Below are 19,680 nucleotides of genomic sequence, written 5' to 3' on the forward strand. Positions count from 1 at the left end.
GCGGGCCGTCAGCCGTCCTTCGGATCGAGCGCGTCGCGCAGCCCGTCCCCCAGCAGGTTGAAGCCGAGCACGGCGACGAAGATCGCGATGCCGGGGGCGATCGACATCCACGGCGCCTGCTCCATGAAGTTCTTGGCGACGTTGAGCATCTGGCCCCAGGAGGGCGCCGGCGGCTGCTGGCCCAGCCCGAGGAAGGAGAGCGAGGCCTCCAGAATGATGGCCTGCGCCATGAACAGTGTCGACTGGACCACGATCGGCGACAGCGTGTTCGGCAGCACATGCACGCACATGATGCGCAGATCGCGCGCGCCGACCGAGCGCGCACCCTCGACGAAATCCTCTGCCTTGACGCTCATCACCTGGCCGCGCACCAGCCGGATGAAGATCGGCACCGCCGACAGCCCGATGGCGATCATCGCATTGGTCAGAGACGGCCCCAGAATGGCGGCGAAGGCGATGGCCAGGATCAGGAAGGGGCAGGCCAGCAGCGCTTCGGTGACCCGCGAGATGACGATGTCGATCCAGCCGCCATACCAGCCGGCCAGCAGCCCGAACGGGATCCCGATGGCGAGCGCGATCATCACCGAGACGATGCCCGCGAGCAGCGAGGTCTGCGCCCCGAAGAACAGCCGCGCCACCTGGTCGCGCCCCAGCTCGTCCGTACCGAACCAGTAGAGCTCCGAGGGCGGCTTGCGGATGGCGAGGAAATTCGACTTCAGCGGGTCGGCCAGCGGCAGCAGCGGGGCGAGCAGCGCCATCAGCACGAAGATCAGCACGATCGTGCCGCCGATCAGGGCGGAGCGGTTGCGGATCAGCTTGCCGAAGGCGCCGCGACGCGGCTTCAGCGCCGGCTCGCCGGGGTTGAGCGGGGCGGGGCTGTCGAGCACGGCCTGCGTCATCAGCCTGTCCTCAGTCGCGGATTGACCAGCACATACAGCACATCGGCCAGCAGGTTCATCAGGATGAAGCCGATCGCGGTGCACAGCACCACCCCCTGCACAACGCCGTAATCGCGGTTGAACACGGCGTCGACGATCAGCTTGCCGAAGCCGGGAATGGTGAAGACCTGTTCGGTCAGCACCGCGCCGGCGAGCAGCTCGCCGAACAGCAGCGTCGAGAGCGTGATGATCGGCATCAGCGCGTTGCGCAGCGCATGGCGATGGATGACCGTATCCTCGTCCAGCCCCTTGGCGCGCGCGGTGCGGACATAATCCGACCGCAGCACCTCGAGCATGGCCGAGCGGGTATGGCGCATGATGAAGGCGGCGAGGCCGCCGCCGAGGACGAAGGCCGGCATGATCAGCCGCTCGATCGCCGCCTTGGGATCGACGAAGATCGATTCGTAGCCGGAGGCCGGCAGCCATTTCAGCTCGACCGAAACCACCAGGATCAGCATGATCCCGAGCCAGAAATTCGGGATCGACAGCCCCGTCAGCGCCAGGGCGCTGGTGGAATAGTCGACATAGCTGCCCTTGCGCCGCGCCGCGAGGATGCCGGCGGGAATGCCGATCACCAGCGCCACCAGAATCGAGGCGGTGGCGAGCTGGATCGTGACCGGCAGCTTCTGCAGGATCAGCCCCAGCACAGGCTCGCCGGTCCGCAGCGAGCGGCCGAAATCGCCCTGCACCACCTGTCCAAGCCAGGCGAAGAACTGGACGACGATCGGGTCGTCCATGCGGTAGATCGCGCGCAGCCGCGCGATCACCTCGGGGTCGCGCTCCTCCCCGGCCATGACCAGGAACGGGTCGCCGGGGAGAGCGCGCTGCAGCGCGAACACGAAGAGCGACACCAGAAACAGCGTCGGGATCGCGATCAGCACGCGGCGGGCGATCAGCGTCAGCATGGCCGCGGGGCCCGCTTCGCCGTCCGAGGGCGCTCGAGCGGCGCCATCACTTCCGCTTCAGCCCCGCGAGGCGGATCATGCCGTCGGGGTTGATGGTGAAGCCCTCGATCGTCGAGCGCATCGCGAAGAAGACCGTCTGGTTGTAGAGATAGACGATCGGCAGCTCGTCCTGCAGGATCTTCTGCGCGGCGTTGTAGCGCTTCTTCCGCTCGGCCACGTCATAGACCGTGCGCGCCTCGTCCAGCAGCCTGTCGACCTCGGCATTGGCGTAGCGGCCATCGTTCTGGCTGCCCTTGCTGGTGACGAACTGGTGGAGATTGCCGTCCGGATCGATGCGGCCGGACCAGCCGATACGGCTCATCTGGAACTTGCCCTGCTGCTGGTCGCGCAGCTGGCTGGCGAATTCGGTCGAGCGCAGCTGGATATCGATGCCGGCCTCCGCCGCCATGGCCTGGATGACCTGGCCGAGCTGGGCGTCCACCGGGTTGTTGGTGACGAAGAGCTCGACTGTGACCTTGGACAGGCCGGCCTCCTTCAGCAGCGCCTTGGCCTTGGCGACGTCGCGCGCCGGCACCGGGAAATCGGCGCTCTCATAGGGGTTGCCCGGGTTGAAGGGCTGGATCATCGGCGCATAGAGCCCCTCGAACACCACCTGGCTCAGCACCTTGCGGTCGATCGAGAGCGAGAGCGCCTGGCGCACGCGCTTGTCCTTGGCCATCGGCTGGTTGGCCGCCTCGCCATGGGCGGTGTTGATGGTGATGCCCTGATAGCCGAGATTGGCGATGCTCGCGACGGTGAGCGCCTTGTCGGCCTGGGCCGATTTCACGTCGGTCGGGGCGAGCCGCTCCAGCATGTCGAGCTCGCCGGCGCGGAGATTGGCCAGGCGCACCGTGGTGTCGGGGATGGCGCGATAGACGACCCGGTCGAAATGGTAATTCGCCGCCTCCCAATGCTCCTTGAACTTCTCCAGCACGATGCGGTCGTTCTGCACGCGCTCGACGAATTTATACGGGCCGGAGCAGATCGGCTTTGCGCCGACATCCCCGGACAGGCTCTTGGGCGAGAGCATCATGCCGGCGCGGTCGGTGAGCTGGGCGAGCAGCGTCGCGTCCTTGCGCTTGAGCTTGAACACCAGCGTCCCAGCATCTGGAGCCTCGATCGTGTCGACGGAGGCGAGCTCGGATTTGCGCAGGGAATCCGGCAGGGTCCGGGCGCGCTCCAGATTGGCCTTGGCCGCATTGGCGTCGAGCGTCTCGCCATCGTGGAATTTGGCGTCGCTGCGCAGCTTCATCGTCAGCGTCAGGCCATCCTCGGAGAAGCTCCAGGAGGTCGCCAGCCGCGGGATGATGGTCAGGTCCGGCGTGATGTCGAGCAGCTTGTCGCACAGCCCCTTGAAGACGATGCGGCCGACGAAGGTCCTCGCCTTGTGCGGATCGAGCACGTCGGGATCTTCCTGCAGCCCGATGCGCAGCGTGGACGGCGCCTGCGCCAGTCCGGGCAGGGTGGTGAAGGCCAGCAGGCTGGCCGAGGCCAGGATGGTGAGGAGCTTCATTTTCTTTCCCCTGTTGTGATTGTCGCGGCATCTGTAGCGGGCTGGGCAGAGGTCAATCCCCGCCGCCACGCGGCCCGCAATAATTGTTCCACCCGGCACCAATCTGGTCCAGATTTTTGCCGGCGTCGATGGCCTAAACCCTTGACGTTGGGTCACTTCTTCGCCCACTTGCGAGGCCGGCAAGCAAATTGGCTGCCAAAGGCCGGCGCCGCGCGTCCGGCTGCGTGATGCGGGTCATGCGGCTCGCCCTGTTTCGGCCGGGGCGATAGCTGCTAACAACGGCTGCGGAGCCGGCGAGGATCGGCGCGAGACGAGACAGGGGACGCCATGCTGCTGGGTGTGATCGCCGACGACATGACGGGTGCGACGGATGTCGCGCTGATGCTGAACCGCGCCGGAATGCGCACGGTCCAGGTAATCGGCGCGCCGGCGCAGGGGGCGGCACTGCCGGAGGCCGATGCGGTGGTGGTGGCGCTGAAATCTCGCACCTGCCCGGTCGCCGAGGCGGTCGCGGACTCGCTGCGCGCCTGCGAGGCGCTTCTGGCGGCGGGCGCGAGGCAGATCCTGTTCAAATACTGCTCGACCTTCGATTCCACCGCGCAGGGCAATATCGGCCCGGTGGCCGATGCGCTGATGCAGCGGCTGGATGCGCGCATCGCCATCATCTGCCCGGCTTTTCCGGCCAATGGCCGCTCGATCTACCAGGGCTATCTCTTCGTCGGGCCGATGCCGCTGCATGAGAGCTCGATGAAGGACCATCCGCTGACGCCGATGCGCGACTCCAACCTGATGCGGCTGATGGGCGCGCAGACCGAGGCGCCGGTCGGCCTGGTCGATTACGCCACGGTGCTGGCGGGGCCCGAGGCCGTGCAAGCGCGCTATCAGGCGCTGGCCGGCGAGGGCGTGCGCTATGTCGTGACCGACGCGCTGACCAATGCCGATCTCATGGTCCTGGGCGCCAGCGTCGCCGATCACGTGCTGCTGACCGGCGGCTCCGGCATCGCCATGGGCCTCCCGCAAAATTTCCGGCAGGCGGGCCTGCTCGGCGAACGGGCGGCGCCCGAGACTTTGCACGCCCCGCCGGGCCGGGCCGGCATTCTCTCGGGCAGCTGCTCCAGCGCCACCCGTGGCCAGATCAAGGCGGCGATCGCCGCCGGATACCCCGCCCTGAAGCTCGATCCGCTGGCGCTGGCGGCAGGCGGGCAGCCGGTCGAGGAGGTCGTCGGCTGGGCGCTGCGGCAGCCGGACGAGACGCCGTTCCTGCTCTATTCCAGCGATGATCCCGCCGAAGTCGCGGCAATCCAGGATCGGCTCGGCCGGGAGAAGGCCGGCGCCCTGGTCGAGGAGGCCTTCGCCGCCATCGCCCGCCGCCTGTCCGAGGCCGGGCTGACCCGGCTGCTGGTCGCCGGCGGCGAGACCTCGGGCGCGGTGGTGCAGGGGCTGGCGGTCCGGACACTGGAAATCGGCCCGGAAATCGACCCCGGCGTGCCCTGGACCCGGGTCGTCGACGGGCCGGAGATGGTCGTGGCTCTGAAATCGGGCAATTTCGGCGCGCCGGATTTCTTCGTGAAGGCGTGGCGCCTGCTCGACTGAGGGCAAGCCCGCGCCTCGGCGACGGACAGGCCGGCCGAGATCATCGTGGCGCCTGGGTGACCGCATCTTTGAAACATCGCGATCTCGTATAGGATCATGCGCCTACTGACGGAGCCCCCATGGATATGGCGTTTCTCGGCGATCTCCTGACCAGCGTGGCCGATCGCGGCCGGGCGCTGATCAAATTCGAGCGCCTGGGACTGGGGCGGGCGCGGGCCATCGACCGGCTCTGCGACGATCTGCTCTCCGGGCGGGGCGAGGCGTCCGGCATGGCCCTGGCGCAGGCGGTGCTGGAGGCCTGGGAGCGCCTGGACAAGGACGGCCGCCAGGCCTTCTTCGCGATGCTGCTCGAGCGCTTCGGCCCGGAAACCGAGCGGCTGGACGCCGCCATCGACGCCTATCGCGCCGCGCCCGACGCCGCGACGCTGGAGGCGCTGCATCTCGCCTCCGAGCCGCGCCGGCAGGAGCTCCTGCGCCGCCTCAACCTCGCCCCGGGCGGGACGCATGTGCTGGTCCGGATGCGCGAGGCGCTGTTCGAGGCGATGGAGCGTGCGCCGGAGCTGAAGGCGGTCGACAGCGATTTCCGCCATCTCTTCAGCTCCTGGTTCAACCGCGGTTTCCTGGTGCTGCGGCGGATCGACTGGCGCACCCCGGCCAATGTGCTGGACAAGATCATCCGCTACGAGGCGGTCCACGAGATCCAGGGCTGGGACGATCTGCGCCGCCGGCTGGAGCCCACCGACCGGCGCTGCTTCGCCTTCTTCCACCCGCAACTGATCGACGACCCGCTGATCTTCGTCGAGGTCGCGCTGACCAGCGAGATCCCGCGCAGCATCGGCGAGGTGCTGGCCGACAGCCGCCAGATCCTGCCGGCGGCGGATGCGACGACGGCGGTGTTCTATTCGATCTCGAACTGCCAGGAAGGGCTGCGCGGCATCTCCTTCGGCAATTTCCTGATCAAGCAGGTCGCGGAGGATCTGAAGCGCGAATTGCCCGGGCTCGACATCTTCGTCACGCTGTCGCCGCTGCCGGGTTTCGCCCGCTGGCTCTCCACCGCGGTCGACGATTCCGAGCTTCGCCTGTCGCCGGAGGAGCGCACCGAGCTGGCGCGCCCGACCGGCGAGACGATCTCGCTGGACGAGCAGGACCGCGCCCGGCGCGACAGGCTGCTCGGCCAGATGGCGGCGCATTACCTGCTGCGCGCCCGCACGGCGTCGGGCCGGGTCATCGATCCCGTGGCGCGCTTCCATCTCGGCAATGGCGCCAGGCTCGAACGCATCAATGTCGGGGGCAATCTCTCGGCGAGGGGCTTGCGGGAATCCCATGGGGTGATGGTCAATTACCGCTATGATCTCGACGATATCGAGGTGAACCACGAGGCCTTCGCCACGCGCAACACCGTCGTCGCCTCGAATGCGGCGCGCCGGCTGCTGCGCCCCGCCGCGAGTTGACCCGCGGCTTTCGTCAAGCCAATTGAAGACCAACCTCTCGTCCTGAGGAGCAGCCTTCAGGCTGCGTCTCGAGGGCTGCTCCAGCGCCTGCGGGAGCGTCCGTCGGACGAAATTCGAGACCGCACGACCAGCGCCTGAAGGGAAAGCCATCATGGGCAACCATCTGTTCGACCTCATCCGCGCCCGCATGCCGGCTGCGGACGCGCCCTTCGCCGTGATGGATGATGGTCGCCGCTATTCCTACGCCGATATGGTCGATGTCTCCGGCCGCTTCGCCAACGCCCTGGTGGCGCTCGGCGTGAAGCCGGGCGACCGGGTCGCGGTCCAGGTCGAGAAGAGCATCGAGGCGCTGATGCTGTATCTCGGCGCCGTCCGCGCCGGCGCGATCTTCCTGCCGCTCAACACCGCCTACACCCCGGCCGAGATCGAGTATTTCCTCGGGGATGCCGAGCCGGCGGTCTTCGTCTGCGACCCCGCCAGGGCCGAGGCGATGCGCCCCTTCGCCGACAAAGCCGGCGCCAGGCTCGAGACCCTCGGCGTCTGGCGCTCGCCCGAGATCTCGGCCGGCAGCCTGTCGGACAAGGCGCTGGCGGCGCCGACGGAGTTCGTCGACGTGGCGCGCGGGGCCGATGATCTCGCGGCGATCCTCTACACCTCCGGCACCACCGGGCGTTCGAAGGGCGCCATGCTGAGCCATGACAATTTATCCTCGAACGCGCTCGCTCTGGTCGATTACTGGCGGTTCACCCGGCAGGACGTGCTACTGCACGCCTTGCCGATCTTCCACACCCATGGCCTCTTCGTCGCCACCAATGTCGTGCTGTTCTCCGGCGCGTCGATGATCCTGCTGCCGAAATTCGATCCCGACCAGGTGATGAAGCATCTGCCGCGGGCGAGCTGCATGATGGGCGTGCCCACCTTCTATGTCCGCCTGCTGCAGGATCAGAGGCTGACCCGGGAGGCCACCGCCCATATGCGCCTCTTCGTCTCCGGCTCGGCGCCGCTTCTGGCCGAGACGCATCGCGAATGGCGCGAGCGCACCGGCCACGCCATTCTCGAGCGCTACGGCATGACCGAGACCAATATGAACACCTCCAACCCCTATGAGGGCGAGCGCGTCGCCGGCACGGTGGGCTTCCCGCTGCCCGGCGTCAGCGCCCGGGTCACCGACCCCGAGACCGGTCATCCGCTCGGGGCCGACGAGATCGGCATGATCGAGGTGAAGGGCCCCAACGTCTTCAAGGGCTATTGGCGCAATCCGGAGAAGACGGCCGCCGAGTTCCGTCCCGACGGCTTCTTCATCACCGGCGATCTCGGCAAGATCGATGCGGCGGGCTATGTCCACATCGTCGGCCGCGGCAAGGACCTGATCATCACCGGCGGCTACAATGTCTATCCCAAGGAGGTCGAGACCGAGATCGACGAGATGCCGGGCGTGATCGAGAGCGCGGTCATCGGCTGCCCCCATCCCGATTTCGGCGAGGGCGTCACCGCCGTCGTGGTGGTGAAGCCCGGCGCCAGCATCACCGCGGCGACGATCGCGCAGACGCTCGAGCAGCGGCTGGCCAAGTTCAAGCTGCCCAAGCAGGTCTTCATCGTCGACGACCTGCCGCGCAACACGATGGGCAAGGTGCAGAAGAACCTGCTGCGCGAGACCTACAAGGATGTCTACGCCCGGCAGAAGGCGGGGGCCTGAGGTTCGGCGAGCTAGCGCTTGGGCTGGCCGGCGGTCGGCCATTGCCAGCGCGCCGCAGTGTCTGGCCGAAGCCGTCCCCGTGGCGGATGCATTGCCGTTATCTACATCATGATGTAGATTTGGCCGATGGGACAGAACGCCACCTGTTCATGGCATGACGAGAAGCGCGAAATCGTCTTTCGGTCCCGCGGGATCGATTTTGCGGATCTGGAGGCGTTTTTCTGCGACAGCCAGGCGATCGTCCGGCTGGATGACAGGCGGGATTATGGCGAGCAGCGCTTCAACATGCTCGCTCGCGAGTTCGGAGTTGTCCTGAACATTACGTTCACGCCGCGTGCCGGTCGGTACCATCTGATCTCGGCGCGCATCGCGAACAGGAAGGAGAGGGAGATCTATGCCGAAGCCAAACGCTGAAGCGCGCACGGATTGGGCGAAACTGCGCGCCACCCCCGAAGCCGAGATCGAGGCGATCGCAGCCACGGATGCGGATAATCCCGCTGTTTCGAGCGAGGAATGGGCGCGCACGAGCGTGGCGCTGCCGCCGCGCAAAACCCCGGTCAACGCGAAATTCGATGCCGATGTCGTCGCCTGGTTCAAGGCCAGCGGCCGGGGGTATCAGACACGAATGAACGCGGTCCTGCGGCGCTTCATGGAAGCGCAGAGGAAGGCTGGCTGAGCGGCGCGCCGCCGGCGGCCAGTCACTGCGCCACGTGCAGGCTCGCCAGCGGCCGGCATCGCCGGAGGCGTGGACGTCCTGCGCCATCCAGGCCATGGCGTGCAGCCCGGTCGGCCGCAGCCNNNNGAAGGCGGGGCCCTGAGGTCCAGCGACCTAGCGTTTGGCCTGGCCGGCGATCCAGTCGCTCAGCGCCTCGTCGATCCGGCTCTGCCAGCCCTTTCCGCCCGCCCTGAAATGCTCGACGACATCGGCCGAGAGGCGGATCGTCGTCGAGATCTTCGGGCGGTCGACGACCGGCCTGCCTCGCTTGAGAACCCGGTCACCTTGCCTGAGGTCGGCGGCTGCGAATTTGTCCCGCCAGCCAGGCAGCGACAGATCGGGCGCGTCATCGATCTCCAAGGAGGAGGGGGAGATAGATCGCTCTCTCGCGGTCATTGGCTTTCCTCAACTGATGATGCGTCTGGCCTGCCCCCGCTGCGTCCAGACCAAGACGACCAGCCTCCTGCCGATCGTGCCGATCGTAATCCAGCGCACATTGCCATAGGCGATACGATCATCGACGACGGACGATGCCGGCCGGCGAAAACCTCGACTGCGTCGGCGAAGTCCAATCCGCGTTCCGCGAGCGTCGCATCGACGTTTCGCAGGATCGAACTCGATCAGCATGGCTATTTAATGTAACAACATAAATGAGCCTTGGCCAGTCACTCCGCCACGTGAAGGCTCGCCAGCGGGAATTTCGCCACATCCGCGAGCAATTCGACGAAGCGCCTTGCCTGCAGCTCGGCCGTGGCCTTGCCCTTGGCTGCCGTGGCGAGGCTGGCATCGCCGGCGGCGCCGGAGGCGTGGACGTCCTGCGCCATCCAGGCCATGGCGTGCAGCCCGGTCGGCCGCAGCCNTCGCGACCGTTACCGGCTCGAAACGGCCCGCCTTGTCCATGGCGACGAGGTCGGGGCGGAAATGCAGCATCAGCGACGTCTCGATATCGCCGGCATGGATGCCGTGATTGGCGTCGAGCTCGTCATAGACGCCGTCGGGCAGGCCGAAGCTGCGCCAGGAGGTGGTCACCGCCATCATGCCGTGGCTGACGCGCAATTCGCGCGCGACCACCTTCATCGGGTCGATATTGCCGCCATGGGAGGTGACGATGACCAGCTTGCGCAGGCCGGCGCGCCTGACGCTTTCGCCGATCTCGATCCAGCCCCGCGTCGCCGTCTCCCAGCCCAGGGTCAGCGTCCCCGGCGAATGCAGATGCTCGTTCGACTTGCAGATCGCCAGCGTCGGCAGCACCAGCACGTCGAGCTCCGCCGGGACATGCGCCATCGCCTCCGCCAGCATGGCGTTCATGATCACGGTATCGACGGCGACGGGCAGATGCGGGCCGTGCTGCTCGGTCGCGGCGAGCGGCAGCACCGCCACCGTCCTATCCGCCACAAGCCCTTCGAAATCGGTGGTCTTGAGATCGCCCCAGAAGCGCGCCGTCATGGAATCCTGTCCTCGTCTCTCGATCTGTCGGTGAGCTCGGGTCGAGCCTATTCCGCGGCCGCGTCCAGGCTGGCTTCCCAGCCCAGCAGCTTGCCCGGGTTCATCAGCCCGAGCGGGTCCGCCAGCCGCTTGAACTCCGGCTGCGGCGCGTCGATCTGCTTCCAGCCGGCATTGTTCAGCACCCAGCTATGCGGATTCGAGACCTGGATCCCGGCGGCATCGGCCTGCGCCATGATCTCGTGCAGGCGCTCGGCCGTCGTGAAGCGCACCAGCGGCAGGCTGGAATGATAGACCTTGCCCTGCCGGCGCTGGAACTCGATGTGGAACAGCACATCCTCGTGGAAATGCCGCTCCGCCCAGGCCAGCAATTCGAGATTGCGCAGCGGCGGGAACCGCAGCTGCAGATAGGTGATGCTCGGATCGACCTTGAGCGCGTGCAGCGTGGTGTGGTTCCAGGTGTATTCGTAGAGCGGCCCCGGCGCGCCCTTCTCGCGATGTTCGCCGAAGGCCGCGGCGCGCGCCTCCGCCGCGCCGCGTGCGAAGGTGACGGTGCCGCCCATCTGTGCGACGAGCCGATCCAGCTCGTCGCCCTGCGGCTCCGACACCATCAGGATCGCGAAGGCCTTGTTCTCGCCGAGCCAGGGCGCGAGCCGGCGCAGATAGGGCGCGATCCGCGGATCGTGGATGCTGACCAGCTTCTTGGCGATGCCGTCGCATTCGGTGAAGGCCTGGCCGAATTCCGCAGCCTTCTGCAGAGTGTCGAAGATCGCGATCCGCTCAGCCCAGTCATGCGCCGGCGCGAGCGGCACCTCGACCTCGGTGATGATGCCGTTGACGCCATAGGCATGCATCACCTTGAGGATGTCTGGGCCGCGCAATTCGATCAGCCGCGGCTCCGGCTCCACGGTCATCACCTCCACCGCGATCACCGCGCCCAAATTGTCGATCTGCCCCCAGGTGCAGGAGCCCGCACCGGCGGCGCCGCCGGCGACGAAGCCGCCGATCGTCGCCTGCGCCCGCGTCGAGGGGTGCATGCGCAGCTCCTGGCCCAGCGGTGCCACGGCCTTGTCGATGTCGAGCATATTGGCGCCGGCCTCGAAACGCCCGGCGCCCAGGCGGGTCGAGACAATGCGGTTCAGCCGCGTCATGTTCAGCACGACGCCGCCCTCCAGCGGCACGGCCTGGCCGTAATTGCCTGTGCCGCCGCCGCGCACCGTCACCGGGACGCGATGCCGGGCGCAGGCCGAAGCGACGCGCCGCAGCTCCGCCTTGTCGCGCGGCAGAACCACCAGCTCCGCCTGCTTCCCTTCGAGATCCGGCTTCAGCACCGGCGAGAACCAGAAGAAGTCGCGGCTATGCATGCGCAAAGACGGCGCATCGTCATAGAGGGTCAGGTCGGCGAGCTCGGCGCGCAGCGCCGCGAGGGCAGGGTGGGTCATGCGGGTCCTGGATCAGAGGCGCTCCACCTTAGCGCGCCGGCCGGGCGAGGGAAGCGCCAGTCTGGAATGCGCCCCTTCAGATTTCAGCCTGCCTGGAAATTGAGCATCTGCGCGTTCTCTGTGCGAAAGCGCGCTATCGTGCATTTTCAGTCCTGGCTTCGGCATGGCATACATGTTGCTCGCCCGCGTCCGAAGCCGCCATCGGCCGTGCATTCCAGGGAGGTTGCCATCATGACCATGAAGTATCGCATCAGCCGGCGCGCGGCGCTGGGCCTGCTGGGCGGATCGGCCGCCTCGGTTCTCGTGCCCGTCCCCGGCGCGCGGGTGAACGCCCAGACCCTCGACAAGGTCAGTTACCAGACCAATTGGCGCGCCCAGGCCGAGCATGGCGGCTTCTATTACGCGGCGGTCAACGGCATCTACAAGAAATACGGCATCGACGCCGAGATCCGCCCGGGCGGCCCGCAGCAGAACCCGTCCCAGCTCCTGCTCGGCGGGCGCGTCGACATGATCATGTCGAACTCCTTCGAGGCGATCCGCTACGCGCAGGAGAACATCCCCTTCCTCTGCATCGCGTCGATCTTCCAGAAGGACCCGCAGGTGCTGATCTCGCATCCGGGCCAGGGCAATGACTCGCTCGCCGCGCTGAAGGGCAAGCCGATCCTGATCGGAGCCGCCGGCCGCAGCAGCTATTGGCCCTTCCTGAAGGCGAAATTCGGCTATGCCGACGAGCAGATCCGGCCCTACACCTTCAACATGGCGCCGTTCCTGGCCGACAAGACCATCTCGCAGCAGGGCTTCCTCTCCTCCGAGCCCTTCGCGATCCAGAAGGCGGGCGTGAACCCGGTCGTGCACCTGATCGCCGATGCCGGCTTCGAGAACTACAACACCACCATCAACATCTCCCGGAAGATGGTCGACGAGAAGAAGGACCTCGTCCAGCGCTTCGTCACCGCCACGCTGGAAGGCTGGGCGGAATATATGAAGGCCGGCCCGGGCAATGCCGCCGCCGACGCCCAGATCCTGAAGGACAACCCCGACATGGATCAGGAGAAGATCAATTACGCGCTGAAGGTGATGAACGAGAAGGGCATCGTCACCTCCGGCGACGCGCTCACCCTCGGCATCGGCGCGATGACCGATGCGCGCTGGGCCAGCTTCTACAAGACGATGACCGATGTCGGCGTCTTCCCGGCCGGCATCGACGTCAAGAAGGCCTACAGCCTCGAATTCATCAACAAGGGCGTCGGCAAGGCCTGAGCCTTCGCCCGCGATCGACAGGGCAGGCGCCGCCGGAAATCGCACCGCCGGCGCCTGCGACGAGTTCCACGAGCAGCGGATTTCAGGCTTTGGACACAGCCTCTCTGAGCACGGCGGCCAGACCCCATATCGACGTCGAGAAACCCCTGGTCTCGATCAGGCACGTCTCCAAGCAATTCGCCAACGGCACGCTGGCCGTGCGCGACGTCGATCTCGATCTCGGCTCGGGGCAGTTCATCAGCCTGCTCGGCCCCTCCGGCTGCGGCAAATCCACCTTGCTGCGGATGATCGCCGGTCTCGGCTCGCCGTCCTCCGGCACGATCGACTGGCCTCGCACCAGCCATGACGCGGCGGGCAGGCCCGAGCGCGATCTCGGCTTCGTCTTCCAGGACCCGACGCTGATGCCCTGGGCGACGGCGCTCGGCAATGTGATGATGCCGCTGACGCTGAAGGGCGTGCGCAGGCGCGAGGCGGAGGCGCGGGCCGCCGAGATGCTGGCGCTGGTCGGGCTGAAGGGTTTTGAAAAATCCTATCCGCGCGAGCTGTCCGGCGGCATGAAGATGCGCGTCTCGATCGCGCGGGGGCTCGTGCTGCGGCCGAAGATCCTGCTGATGGACGAGCCCTTCGCGGCGCTCGACGAGATCACCCGCCACCGCCTCAACGACGATTTGCTCGAGCTCTGGTGGAAGGAGCGCTTCACCGCGGTGTTCGTCACCCATTCCGTCTTCGAATCGGTCTATCTCTCGAAGCGCATCGTGGTGATGGCGGCGCGTCCCGGCCGTGTGATGGCCGATCTCGACGTCGACGCCCCCTATCCGCGCGACGAATTGTTCCGGACCTCGGCCGATTACGCCCATCTCTGCCGCGTCGTCTCCGGCAAGCTCAAGGAGGCGATCGGCTCATGAGCGCGTCTCGCTCCATCCAGGCGGGGGAACCGGTCGCGCTGGGCATCGCCCCCGCGCATGACGGCACCGATGCGCAGGCGCTGCCCGTCTTCGCCGCCGAGGCGCGGGTGCTCGGCCTGCCGGCCAGCACCTGGCCGCGCATCCTTGCGCCGCTGATCATCGGCATGCTGGCGCTCGGCCTCTGGGAGTTCGCCGTCCGCGCCAATGGCATTCCCTCCTATGTCCTGCCCGGGCCGCTGCTGATCGGCCAGACGCTGGTGGCGGATTGGGGCACGCTCTCCGGCTCGCTCTGGATCACGTTGCGGATCACCTTCATGGCGCTGGCCGCGGCGGTGATCGTCGGCGTCACGCTCGCGGTGCTGTTCACCCAGTCGAAATGGCTGGAAATGTCGCTGCTGCCCTATGCGGTGATCCTGCAGGTCACGCCGATCGTCGCGATCGCCCCGCTGATCATCATCTGGGCCGGCGACATCAACCTGTCGCTGCTGATCTGCGCCTGGATCGTCGCGTTCTTCCCGATCCTGTCGAACACCATCCTCGGGCTCAACTCGGCCGATCACAATCTGATCAACCTGTTCCAGCTCTATGGCGCGACACGCTGGCAGACGCTGCGCTATCTCAAGCTGCCGGCCGCGCTGCCCTATTTCCTGGCCGGGCTGAAGATTTCCGGCGGCCTGGCGCTGATCGGCGCTGTGGTGGCGGAATTCGTCGCCGGCACCGGCGGCAGCGCCTCCGGCCTGGCCTATCGCATCCTGGAATCCGGCTACCAGCTCAAGATCCCGCGCGTCTTCGCGGCGCTGATCATGATCTCGGTCTCCGGTATCGCGATCTTCCTGGTGACCAGCTGGATCTCGCATCTGGCGCTGCGGCGCTGGCATGAAAGCGCGCTGAAGCGGGAGAATTGAGATGAGCGCCATCCCCGAGCGCAGGCCGCGGCCACAGCAGCCCTCGCGCTACGACATCGCCGGCTTCACGAGCGAGGTCGCCGGCATCGAGCTGATCGACGAGCCGCAGGTGGTGCGCAAGCGCTCGCGGGATTTCTTCTGGTATTCGCCGATCCTGAACCGCGAGCTCGCCGAGAAATCGGCCGATATCATCGCGGTGCCGAAGGACGAGGCGGAGGTGGTCCGCATCGCCGCCGCCTGCGCCAGGCGCCGCATCCCGCTGACGGTGCGCGCGGCGGGCACCGGCAATTACGGCCAGGCGGTGCCGCTCGAGGGTGGCGTGCTGCTCGACATCACGGCTCTCGCCGGCGTGGAGTGGCAGAAGCCCGGCGCGGTCCGGGCCGCCGCCGGCACGCGCCTGCTCGATCTCGACATGGCGACGCGCGAGCACGGCTTCGAGCTGCGCATGCACCCGTCGACCAAGCGCTCGGCGACGCTCGGCGGCTTCATCGCCGGCGGCTCGGGCGGCGTCGGGTCCGTGACCTATGGCGGGCTGCGCGAACCGGGCAACATCCTGGCGGCACGCATCGTCACGGTGGAAGAGCAGCCGCGCATCCTGGAGCTGCGCGACGACGCCGCCCAGAAGGTCAATCGCGCCTATGGCACCACCGGCATCATCACGGCGCTGGAGATGCCGCTCGCGCCGGCCTGGCCCTGGATCGACGTCATCACGGTGTTCGACGATTATATGGAGGCGTTCCAGGCGGGTTATGACGTCGCCTTGGCCGATGGCGTGGTCAAGAAGCTGGTGACACCGATCGCCTGGCCGATCCCGGGCTATTTCGGCGCGCTGAAACAGCATTGCCCGGAGGGCAAGAGCATCCTGATCTGCATGATCGCCGAGGCCTCGCTCGGGCCCTTCAAGGCGCTGATCGGCGGGCGCGGCACCGTCACCTACGAGGCGCCGTCACAGGAAGGCCCGGGAACCGTCCCGCTCTACGAATATTGCTGGAACCACACCACGCTGCAATGGCTGAAGAGCGACCGCTCGGTCACCTATCTCCAATGCCTCTTCCCGCATGACCGGCTGGTCGAGAGCGCCCGGGAGATGATCGCGCGCTTCCCCGACGAGGTTCTGGCGCATCACGAATTCATCCGCTTCGGCGGGCGCGTCACCGCCAGCGCGCTGCCCGTGCTGCGCTTCACCGATGCGGAGCGGCTGAACCGGATCATCGCCGAGCATGAGGAAGCGGGCGTGATGATCGCCAATCCCCATGTCGTCTCGCTGGAGGCCGGCAGCCGGCACAAGCGCGCCGATGCCGATCAGCTCGGCTTCAAGCATGAGGTCGATCCGCACGGGCTGCTGAACCCGGGCAAGATGGACAGTTTCGTCGCCGCCGATCAGGCGAAATAGGCGAGCTTGCGCTCCGCAGCCATCTCGTCGAGCTCGCGCAGGGCATGCTCGGAGGTGGCGAGGGCGAGGCCCGCCAAGGCGAGCCCCTCGGCTTCCCCGCTCCCGGCGGCCGCTTCAGCAGCCGGATGATCGTCCGGCGGCGCGGCGTCGCGGCTCGTCGCGGACAGGGCGGCCTCGCGCAGCGCGTTCGCCTCCTCGTCGATCTCCTCGAAGACGATGTCGTCGCTGACCAGCGACTGCGAGTGCAGCTTCAGCTCCGAGGCGGGGCGGGGGGAGACCGAGCGCGATTCCGCCAGCACGGAAACCGGGCCGGCATCGATCTCGACGATCTCGATGTCGTCGTAATGGCCGAGCGGCGCGCCGTCGCCCAGGAAGGCGGAGGCGTAGCGCCCGGCCGGGGCGGGGGTGTCGTCGGCCTTGTCGCAGAGCGCCCGCAGGCTGCTGTCGAGCATGGCGATCGTGTCGGAGATCTTGGTGATCTGCTGCGCCGTACCCTCGACCTGCCCGCTGGCGGAGTAGATCTCGGTGGCGCGCCGGTCGAGCTGGTCGCACAGCGCCTCGTTCGCGCCGGCTTCGCGCAGGCTCCAGGACGCTTCCTGAATGCTTTCCGTCGCCGTGACGATGGCCGAAGCGGCGGCTTCGATCCGGCCGGCGAGCCCCGACGACACCGTGCTGTCGCGCCCGCTGATCCGCTCCAGATCGAGGCGCAGATCGGCGATCAGCGCCGCCACCTCGCCATTGTCCCGCTCCGTCGGCTGCGGATGCGGCGCCACGCCCATCACCCGCTCGAGCCGCTGGATCGCCGAGAGGACCTGCGCCGTATCGGCCTGGCGGTTGCGCTTGGCGAATTCCGCCATGAACCAGCGGCCGCGCGCCGTTTCCATGACGGCGGTCGCGATCGCCTCATAGTCCTTTTCGCTCAGCGGAGTCAGCGAACGCGCTTCGCTCATGGCCAACCTGTTCGTGCTGGACTGGCCGAATCAGGGTCCGTCAGTCGAGATGTGGCTGGAGCCTGTTCTACAAGCCGTTAAGGAAGTGCTGCCGCCCCATGGTCTTCGGCGAGAAACGACTTGCCTATGCTGGCTGAGCCGCCGAACCCGCCGCGCGCCGCTGCGGCCCGGCTCGGGCTGTTGCAGGCGCTCAACTTCCTCGGCGTCGGGATCTACCTGCCGTTCTTTCCGATCTGGCTGGCGGCGCGGGGGATGGACGAGGTCGCCATCGGCTATCTCCTCACCATCCCGATCATGGTGCGCATTGCCGCCGCCTCCTGGCTGACCGGGCTGGGCGACCGGCTGATCTCGCCGGTGACGCTGCTGGCGCTGCTGAACGGCACCGTCAGCCTGTCCTATCTCGCGCTGCTGCCGGCCGAGAGCGGCCTCGTCATCGGGCTGGTGATGGCGCTGAACGCCGTGGCGCTGTCGGGCGTCGTGCCGCTGGCCGATCTGCTGACCACGGCGCAGAGCCGCATCCATCCGGCGGTGAATTACGGCCGCGTCCGCCTCTGGGGCTCGGTCAGCTTCCTCGCCGCGAATATCGGCGGCGGCTGGCTGATCGCGGCCTTCGGCCCGGGCGTGGTGCCGCTCGCCCTGTCGTTGGGCTCGGCCTTCGCCACGCTGGCGGCGCTGGCGGCTCCGGCGCCGCCCGTCGAGGTGCCGCCCTCCGCCGCGGCCGGCGAGGCGGCGCCGCGCTTTTGCCGGGCCTTCTGGTACGCGGTGGCGGCGGCGGCTTGCGTCAACGCCACCCATGCGGCGTTGTACGGCTTCGGCTCGCTGCATTGGCGCAGCCGCGGCTTCGGCGACCCGGCCATCGGCCTGCTCTGGGCCGTCGGCGTCGCGGCGGAGATCGCGCTGTTTCTGTGGGGCGGCGGCGTCGTGGCGAGAGGCGCGGCGCCCGGGCTCGCCTGGATCGCCATGGCCGGTTGCGCCGCGCTGCTGCGCTTCGGCGCGATGGCGCTGGATCCCGGGTACCTCGCCACGGCCCTCCTGCAACTCCTGCATGGGCTGAGCTTCGGCGCCATGCATCTCGGCGCGATGGCCGCCGTCTCGGCGCTCGCGCCGGCGGGCCGCCGCGCGGCGGCGCAGGGCCGCCTCGTCGCCGTCAGTGCCGTGGCCAGCGCCGGCATGACCATCCTCTCCGGCTACCTCTACCGGCGCCATGCCGAACTCGTCTTCCTGTCGATGATTCCGCTTGCGATCACAGGTCTTTGCTGCGTCGCCCTTGCAATGCGCCACCTGCCCGGCGATAGAGATGGCTGGGGTGGATCAGGACCGATCGGACAGGCGCCACGGGCAGGTCGTGAGACCGCGCAGGCTCGGGCGAAGGATGTCACTTAGCACCATGGCGACCCTCGACCCCGCCGAGCCCCAGGCACTCTTCCGCGATGAAGCCGGCACGCTGGCGGTCATCCTGTCGGGCTCGTGGAGCGCCGACCGGGCGCCGCGCGTCGAGGCTCTGGTGGCGGAGATCGGCGGGCGCATCGCCGCGGCCAAGCGCGCGCGGGTCGATCTCTCCGCCGTCGGGCGGCTCGATACGCTGGGCGCCTATGTCGTCAACCGGCTGAAGGCGCAAAATCCCCAAGGCACCGAGATCGACATCGTCAGCGACCGGCGCGAACATGCGATCCTGCTGGAGGAGGTGGCGGTCCAAGACCATGCGACCATCGCCCCGCCCGGCGAGTTCGGCGTCGTCAGCGTCCTCGTCAATATCGGCGCCGCCATCATCCGTTTCGGGCGCGATCTGGTCGGCGGCTCGGTGTTTCTGGGCGAGGTGGTGGTCGGCCTGGGCCGCGTCATCGTCAAGCCGTCGAAGTTCCGCGGGCCGTCCCTCGTCAACCAGATCGAGCTGATCGCCTTCAACGGCGCGCCGATCATCATGCTGATCTCGTTCCTGGTCGGCTGCATCGTCGCCCAGCAGGGCATCTTTCAGCTGCAGCAGTTCGGCGCCACCGCCTTCGTCGTCAACCTCACCGGCATCCTGATCCTGCGCGAGCTCGGCGTGCTGCTCACGGCGATCATGATCGCGGGGCGCTCCGGCTCGGCCTTCACCGCCGAGATCGGCTCGATGAAGATGCGCGAGGAGATCGACGCGCTGCGGGTGATGGGCCTCGACCCGATCGAGGTGCTGGTCGTGCCGCGCATCCTGGCCCTGGTGATCTCCCTGCCGATCCTCGCTTTCATCTCCTCGATGTCGGGGCTCACCGGCGCGGCGCTGGTCTCCTGGCTCTATGGCGGCATCGGCATCGACACCTTCCTGGCGCGGCTGCAATCGGTCATCACCTGGAAGCATTTCGCCGTCGGCCTGATCAAGGCGCCGTTCATGGCCTTCGTCATCGGGCTGATCGCCTCGATCGAGGGGCTGGCGGTGAAGGGCTCGGCGGAATCGCTCGGCCGCCAGGTCACGGCCTCCGTCGTCAAGGCGATCTTCATGGTCATCGTCGTCGACGGGCTCTTCGCCATGTTCTTTGCATCCATCGCCTTTTGAGG

17 protein-coding genes and 2 pseudogenes are annotated in these 19,680 nt (G+C 67.5%); 11 read left to right on the forward strand and 8 right to left on the reverse strand.

Features of this window, described 5'->3' with window-relative positions:
* Positions 1-8 precede the first annotated feature (8 nt).
* The 3 genes from ASG72_RS17185 to ASG72_RS17195 are packed head-to-tail and all read right to left on the reverse strand — an operon-like array spanning position 9 to position 3,395.
* On the reverse strand, positions 9-899 hold the full coding sequence (locus ASG72_RS17185; RefSeq protein WP_082540440.1) for an ABC transporter permease: 891 nt from the start codon (positions 897-899) through the stop codon (positions 9-11).
* The gene (locus ASG72_RS17190) at positions 899-1,843 is read right to left on the reverse strand and encodes an ABC transporter permease (RefSeq protein ID WP_056714985.1); all 945 of its coding nucleotides are present in this window, start codon (positions 1,841-1,843) and stop codon (positions 899-901) included. Before ASG72_RS17190 ends, ASG72_RS17185 begins: the two co-directional genes overlap by 1 nt.
* 46 nt (positions 1,844-1,889) lie before the next feature.
* Entirely contained in the window at positions 1,890-3,395 is a 1,506-nt protein-coding gene (locus ASG72_RS17195; RefSeq protein WP_056714986.1) for an ABC transporter substrate-binding protein, read from the reverse strand.
* 327 nt (positions 3,396-3,722) lie between these two features.
* On the opposite strand from ASG72_RS17195, the gene otnK reads away from it, so the two are divergent.
* The 5 genes from otnK to ASG72_RS17220 all read left to right on the forward strand — a co-directional run bounded on the left by otnK (position 3,723) and on the right by ASG72_RS17220 (position 8,811).
* Entirely contained in the window at positions 3,723-4,988 is a 1,266-nt protein-coding gene (otnK, locus tag ASG72_RS17200) for a 3-oxo-tetronate kinase (protein ID WP_056714989.1), read from the forward strand.
* Positions 4,989-5,107: 119 nt separating this feature from the next.
* On the forward strand, positions 5,108-6,439 hold the full coding sequence (locus ASG72_RS17205; protein ID WP_056714992.1) for a malonyl-CoA decarboxylase: 1,332 nt from the start codon (positions 5,108-5,110) through the stop codon (positions 6,437-6,439).
* 151 nt (positions 6,440-6,590) lie between these two features.
* A complete protein-coding gene (locus tag ASG72_RS17210; RefSeq protein ID WP_056714995.1) occupies positions 6,591-8,135 on the forward strand; it encodes a malonyl-CoA synthase in 1,545 nt (514 codons plus the stop codon).
* Positions 8,136-8,261: 126 nt separating this feature from the next.
* The gene (locus tag ASG72_RS17215) at positions 8,262-8,549 is read left to right on the forward strand and encodes a BrnT family toxin (RefSeq protein ID WP_056714998.1); all 288 of its coding nucleotides are present in this window, start codon (positions 8,262-8,264) and stop codon (positions 8,547-8,549) included.
* A complete protein-coding gene (locus ASG72_RS17220) occupies positions 8,530-8,811 on the forward strand; it encodes a BrnA antitoxin family protein (protein ID WP_056715000.1) in 282 nt (93 codons plus the stop codon). Before ASG72_RS17215 ends, ASG72_RS17220 begins: the two co-directional genes overlap by 20 nt.
* Before the next feature lie 153 nt (positions 8,812-8,964).
* On the opposite strand, the gene ASG72_RS17225 is transcribed toward ASG72_RS17220, so the two are convergent.
* The 4 genes and pseudogenes from ASG72_RS17225 to ASG72_RS17235 all read right to left on the reverse strand — a co-directional run bounded on the left by ASG72_RS17225 (position 8,965) and on the right by ASG72_RS17235 (position 11,735).
* Positions 8,965-9,246 carry a BrnA antitoxin family protein gene (locus ASG72_RS17225; RefSeq protein WP_056715002.1) on the reverse strand — a complete coding sequence of 94 codons (282 nt, stop codon included), beginning with the start codon at positions 9,244-9,246 and terminating at the stop codon, positions 8,965-8,967.
* 269 nt (positions 9,247-9,515) lie between these two features.
* Positions 9,516-9,709: pseudogene (locus ASG72_RS21340) on the reverse strand (creatininase family protein); the annotation flags it as partial.
* 1 nt (position 9,710) lies between these two features.
* Positions 9,711-10,296, reverse strand: a pseudogene (locus ASG72_RS17230) (creatininase family protein); the annotation flags it as partial.
* 47 nt (positions 10,297-10,343) lie between these two features.
* Positions 10,344-11,735, reverse strand: a complete 1,392-nt coding sequence (locus ASG72_RS17235; RefSeq protein ID WP_056715006.1) for an FAD-binding oxidoreductase — start codon at positions 11,733-11,735, stop codon at positions 10,344-10,346.
* Between the two features lie 231 nt (positions 11,736-11,966).
* On the opposite strand from ASG72_RS17235, the gene ASG72_RS17240 reads away from it, so the two are divergent.
* From ASG72_RS17240 to ASG72_RS17255, 4 genes are all read left to right on the forward strand, one after another.
* On the forward strand, positions 11,967-12,995 hold the full coding sequence (locus ASG72_RS17240; protein WP_056715008.1) for an ABC transporter substrate-binding protein: 1,029 nt from the start codon (positions 11,967-11,969) through the stop codon (positions 12,993-12,995).
* A gap of 89 nt (positions 12,996-13,084) precedes the next feature.
* A complete protein-coding gene (locus tag ASG72_RS17245; protein WP_056715012.1) occupies positions 13,085-13,900 on the forward strand; it encodes an ABC transporter ATP-binding protein in 816 nt (271 codons plus the stop codon).
* The gene (locus ASG72_RS17250; protein WP_082540442.1) at positions 13,897-14,805 is read left to right on the forward strand and encodes an ABC transporter permease; all 909 of its coding nucleotides are present in this window, start codon (positions 13,897-13,899) and stop codon (positions 14,803-14,805) included. The genes ASG72_RS17245 and ASG72_RS17250 overlap by 4 nt, the downstream gene beginning before the upstream one ends.
* 1 nt (position 14,806) lies before the next feature.
* On the forward strand, positions 14,807-16,198 hold the full coding sequence (locus tag ASG72_RS17255; RefSeq protein ID WP_082540443.1) for an FAD-binding oxidoreductase: 1,392 nt from the start codon (positions 14,807-14,809) through the stop codon (positions 16,196-16,198).
* Here ASG72_RS17255 and ASG72_RS17260 read toward each other — a convergent pair.
* The gene (locus tag ASG72_RS17260) at positions 16,186-17,148 is read right to left on the reverse strand and encodes a hypothetical protein (protein ID WP_056715013.1); all 963 of its coding nucleotides are present in this window, start codon (positions 17,146-17,148) and stop codon (positions 16,186-16,188) included. The genes ASG72_RS17255 and ASG72_RS17260 overlap by 13 nt on opposite strands.
* Before the next feature lie 126 nt (positions 17,149-17,274).
* Here ASG72_RS17260 and ASG72_RS17265 point away from each other — a divergent pair, with 126 nt between their 5' ends.
* Positions 17,275-18,531 (forward strand): MFS transporter, encoded by a 1,257-nt coding sequence (locus ASG72_RS17265; protein WP_056715016.1) that lies wholly within the window; start codon positions 17,275-17,277, stop codon positions 18,529-18,531.
* Between the two features lie 4 nt (positions 18,532-18,535).
* Positions 18,536-19,678, forward strand: a complete 1,143-nt coding sequence (locus ASG72_RS17270) for an ABC transporter permease (RefSeq protein ID WP_244488856.1) — start codon at positions 18,536-18,538, stop codon at positions 19,676-19,678.
* The last annotated feature ends 2 nt before the right edge of the window (positions 19,679-19,680 follow it).

This window comes from Allobosea sp. Leaf344, assembly GCF_001426225.1.
Taxonomy (GTDB): domain Bacteria; phylum Pseudomonadota; class Alphaproteobacteria; order Rhizobiales; family Beijerinckiaceae; genus Allobosea.

Coding starts and splice junctions, on each gene's coding strand:
- ASG72_RS17185 (WP_082540440.1), bottom strand. CDS start 899: ATGACGCAGGCCGTGCTCGACAGCCCCGCCCCGCTCAACCCCGGCGAG.
- ASG72_RS17190 (WP_056714985.1), bottom strand. CDS start 1,843: ATGCTGACGCTGATCGCCCGCCGCGTGCTGATCGCGATCCCGACGCTG.
- ASG72_RS17195 (WP_056714986.1), bottom strand. CDS start 3,395: ATGAAGCTCCTCACCATCCTGGCCTCGGCCAGCCTGCTGGCCTTCACC.
- otnK (WP_056714989.1), top strand. CDS start 3,723: ATGCTGCTGGGTGTGATCGCCGACGACATGACGGGTGCGACGGATGTC.
- ASG72_RS17205 (WP_056714992.1), top strand. CDS start 5,108: ATGGATATGGCGTTTCTCGGCGATCTCCTGACCAGCGTGGCCGATCGC.
- ASG72_RS17210 (WP_056714995.1), top strand. CDS start 6,591: ATGGGCAACCATCTGTTCGACCTCATCCGCGCCCGCATGCCGGCTGCG.
- ASG72_RS17215 (WP_056714998.1), top strand. CDS start 8,262: ATGGGACAGAACGCCACCTGTTCATGGCATGACGAGAAGCGCGAAATC.
- ASG72_RS17220 (WP_056715000.1), top strand. CDS start 8,530: ATGCCGAAGCCAAACGCTGAAGCGCGCACGGATTGGGCGAAACTGCGC.
- ASG72_RS17225 (WP_056715002.1), bottom strand. CDS start 9,246: ATGACCGCGAGAGAGCGATCTATCTCCCCCTCCTCCTTGGAGATCGAT.
- ASG72_RS17235 (WP_056715006.1), bottom strand. CDS start 11,735: ATGACCCACCCTGCCCTCGCGGCGCTGCGCGCCGAGCTCGCCGACCTG.
- ASG72_RS17240 (WP_056715008.1), top strand. CDS start 11,967: ATGACCATGAAGTATCGCATCAGCCGGCGCGCGGCGCTGGGCCTGCTG.
- ASG72_RS17250 (WP_082540442.1), top strand. CDS start 13,897: ATGAGCGCGTCTCGCTCCATCCAGGCGGGGGAACCGGTCGCGCTGGGC.
- ASG72_RS17255 (WP_082540443.1), top strand. CDS start 14,807: ATGAGCGCCATCCCCGAGCGCAGGCCGCGGCCACAGCAGCCCTCGCGC.
- ASG72_RS17260 (WP_056715013.1), bottom strand. CDS start 17,148: ATGAGCGAAGCGCGTTCGCTGACTCCGCTGAGCGAAAAGGACTATGAG.
- ASG72_RS17265 (WP_056715016.1), top strand. CDS start 17,275: ATGCTGGCTGAGCCGCCGAACCCGCCGCGCGCCGCTGCGGCCCGGCTC.
- ASG72_RS17270 (WP_244488856.1), top strand. CDS start 18,536: ATGGCGACCCTCGACCCCGCCGAGCCCCAGGCACTCTTCCGCGATGAA.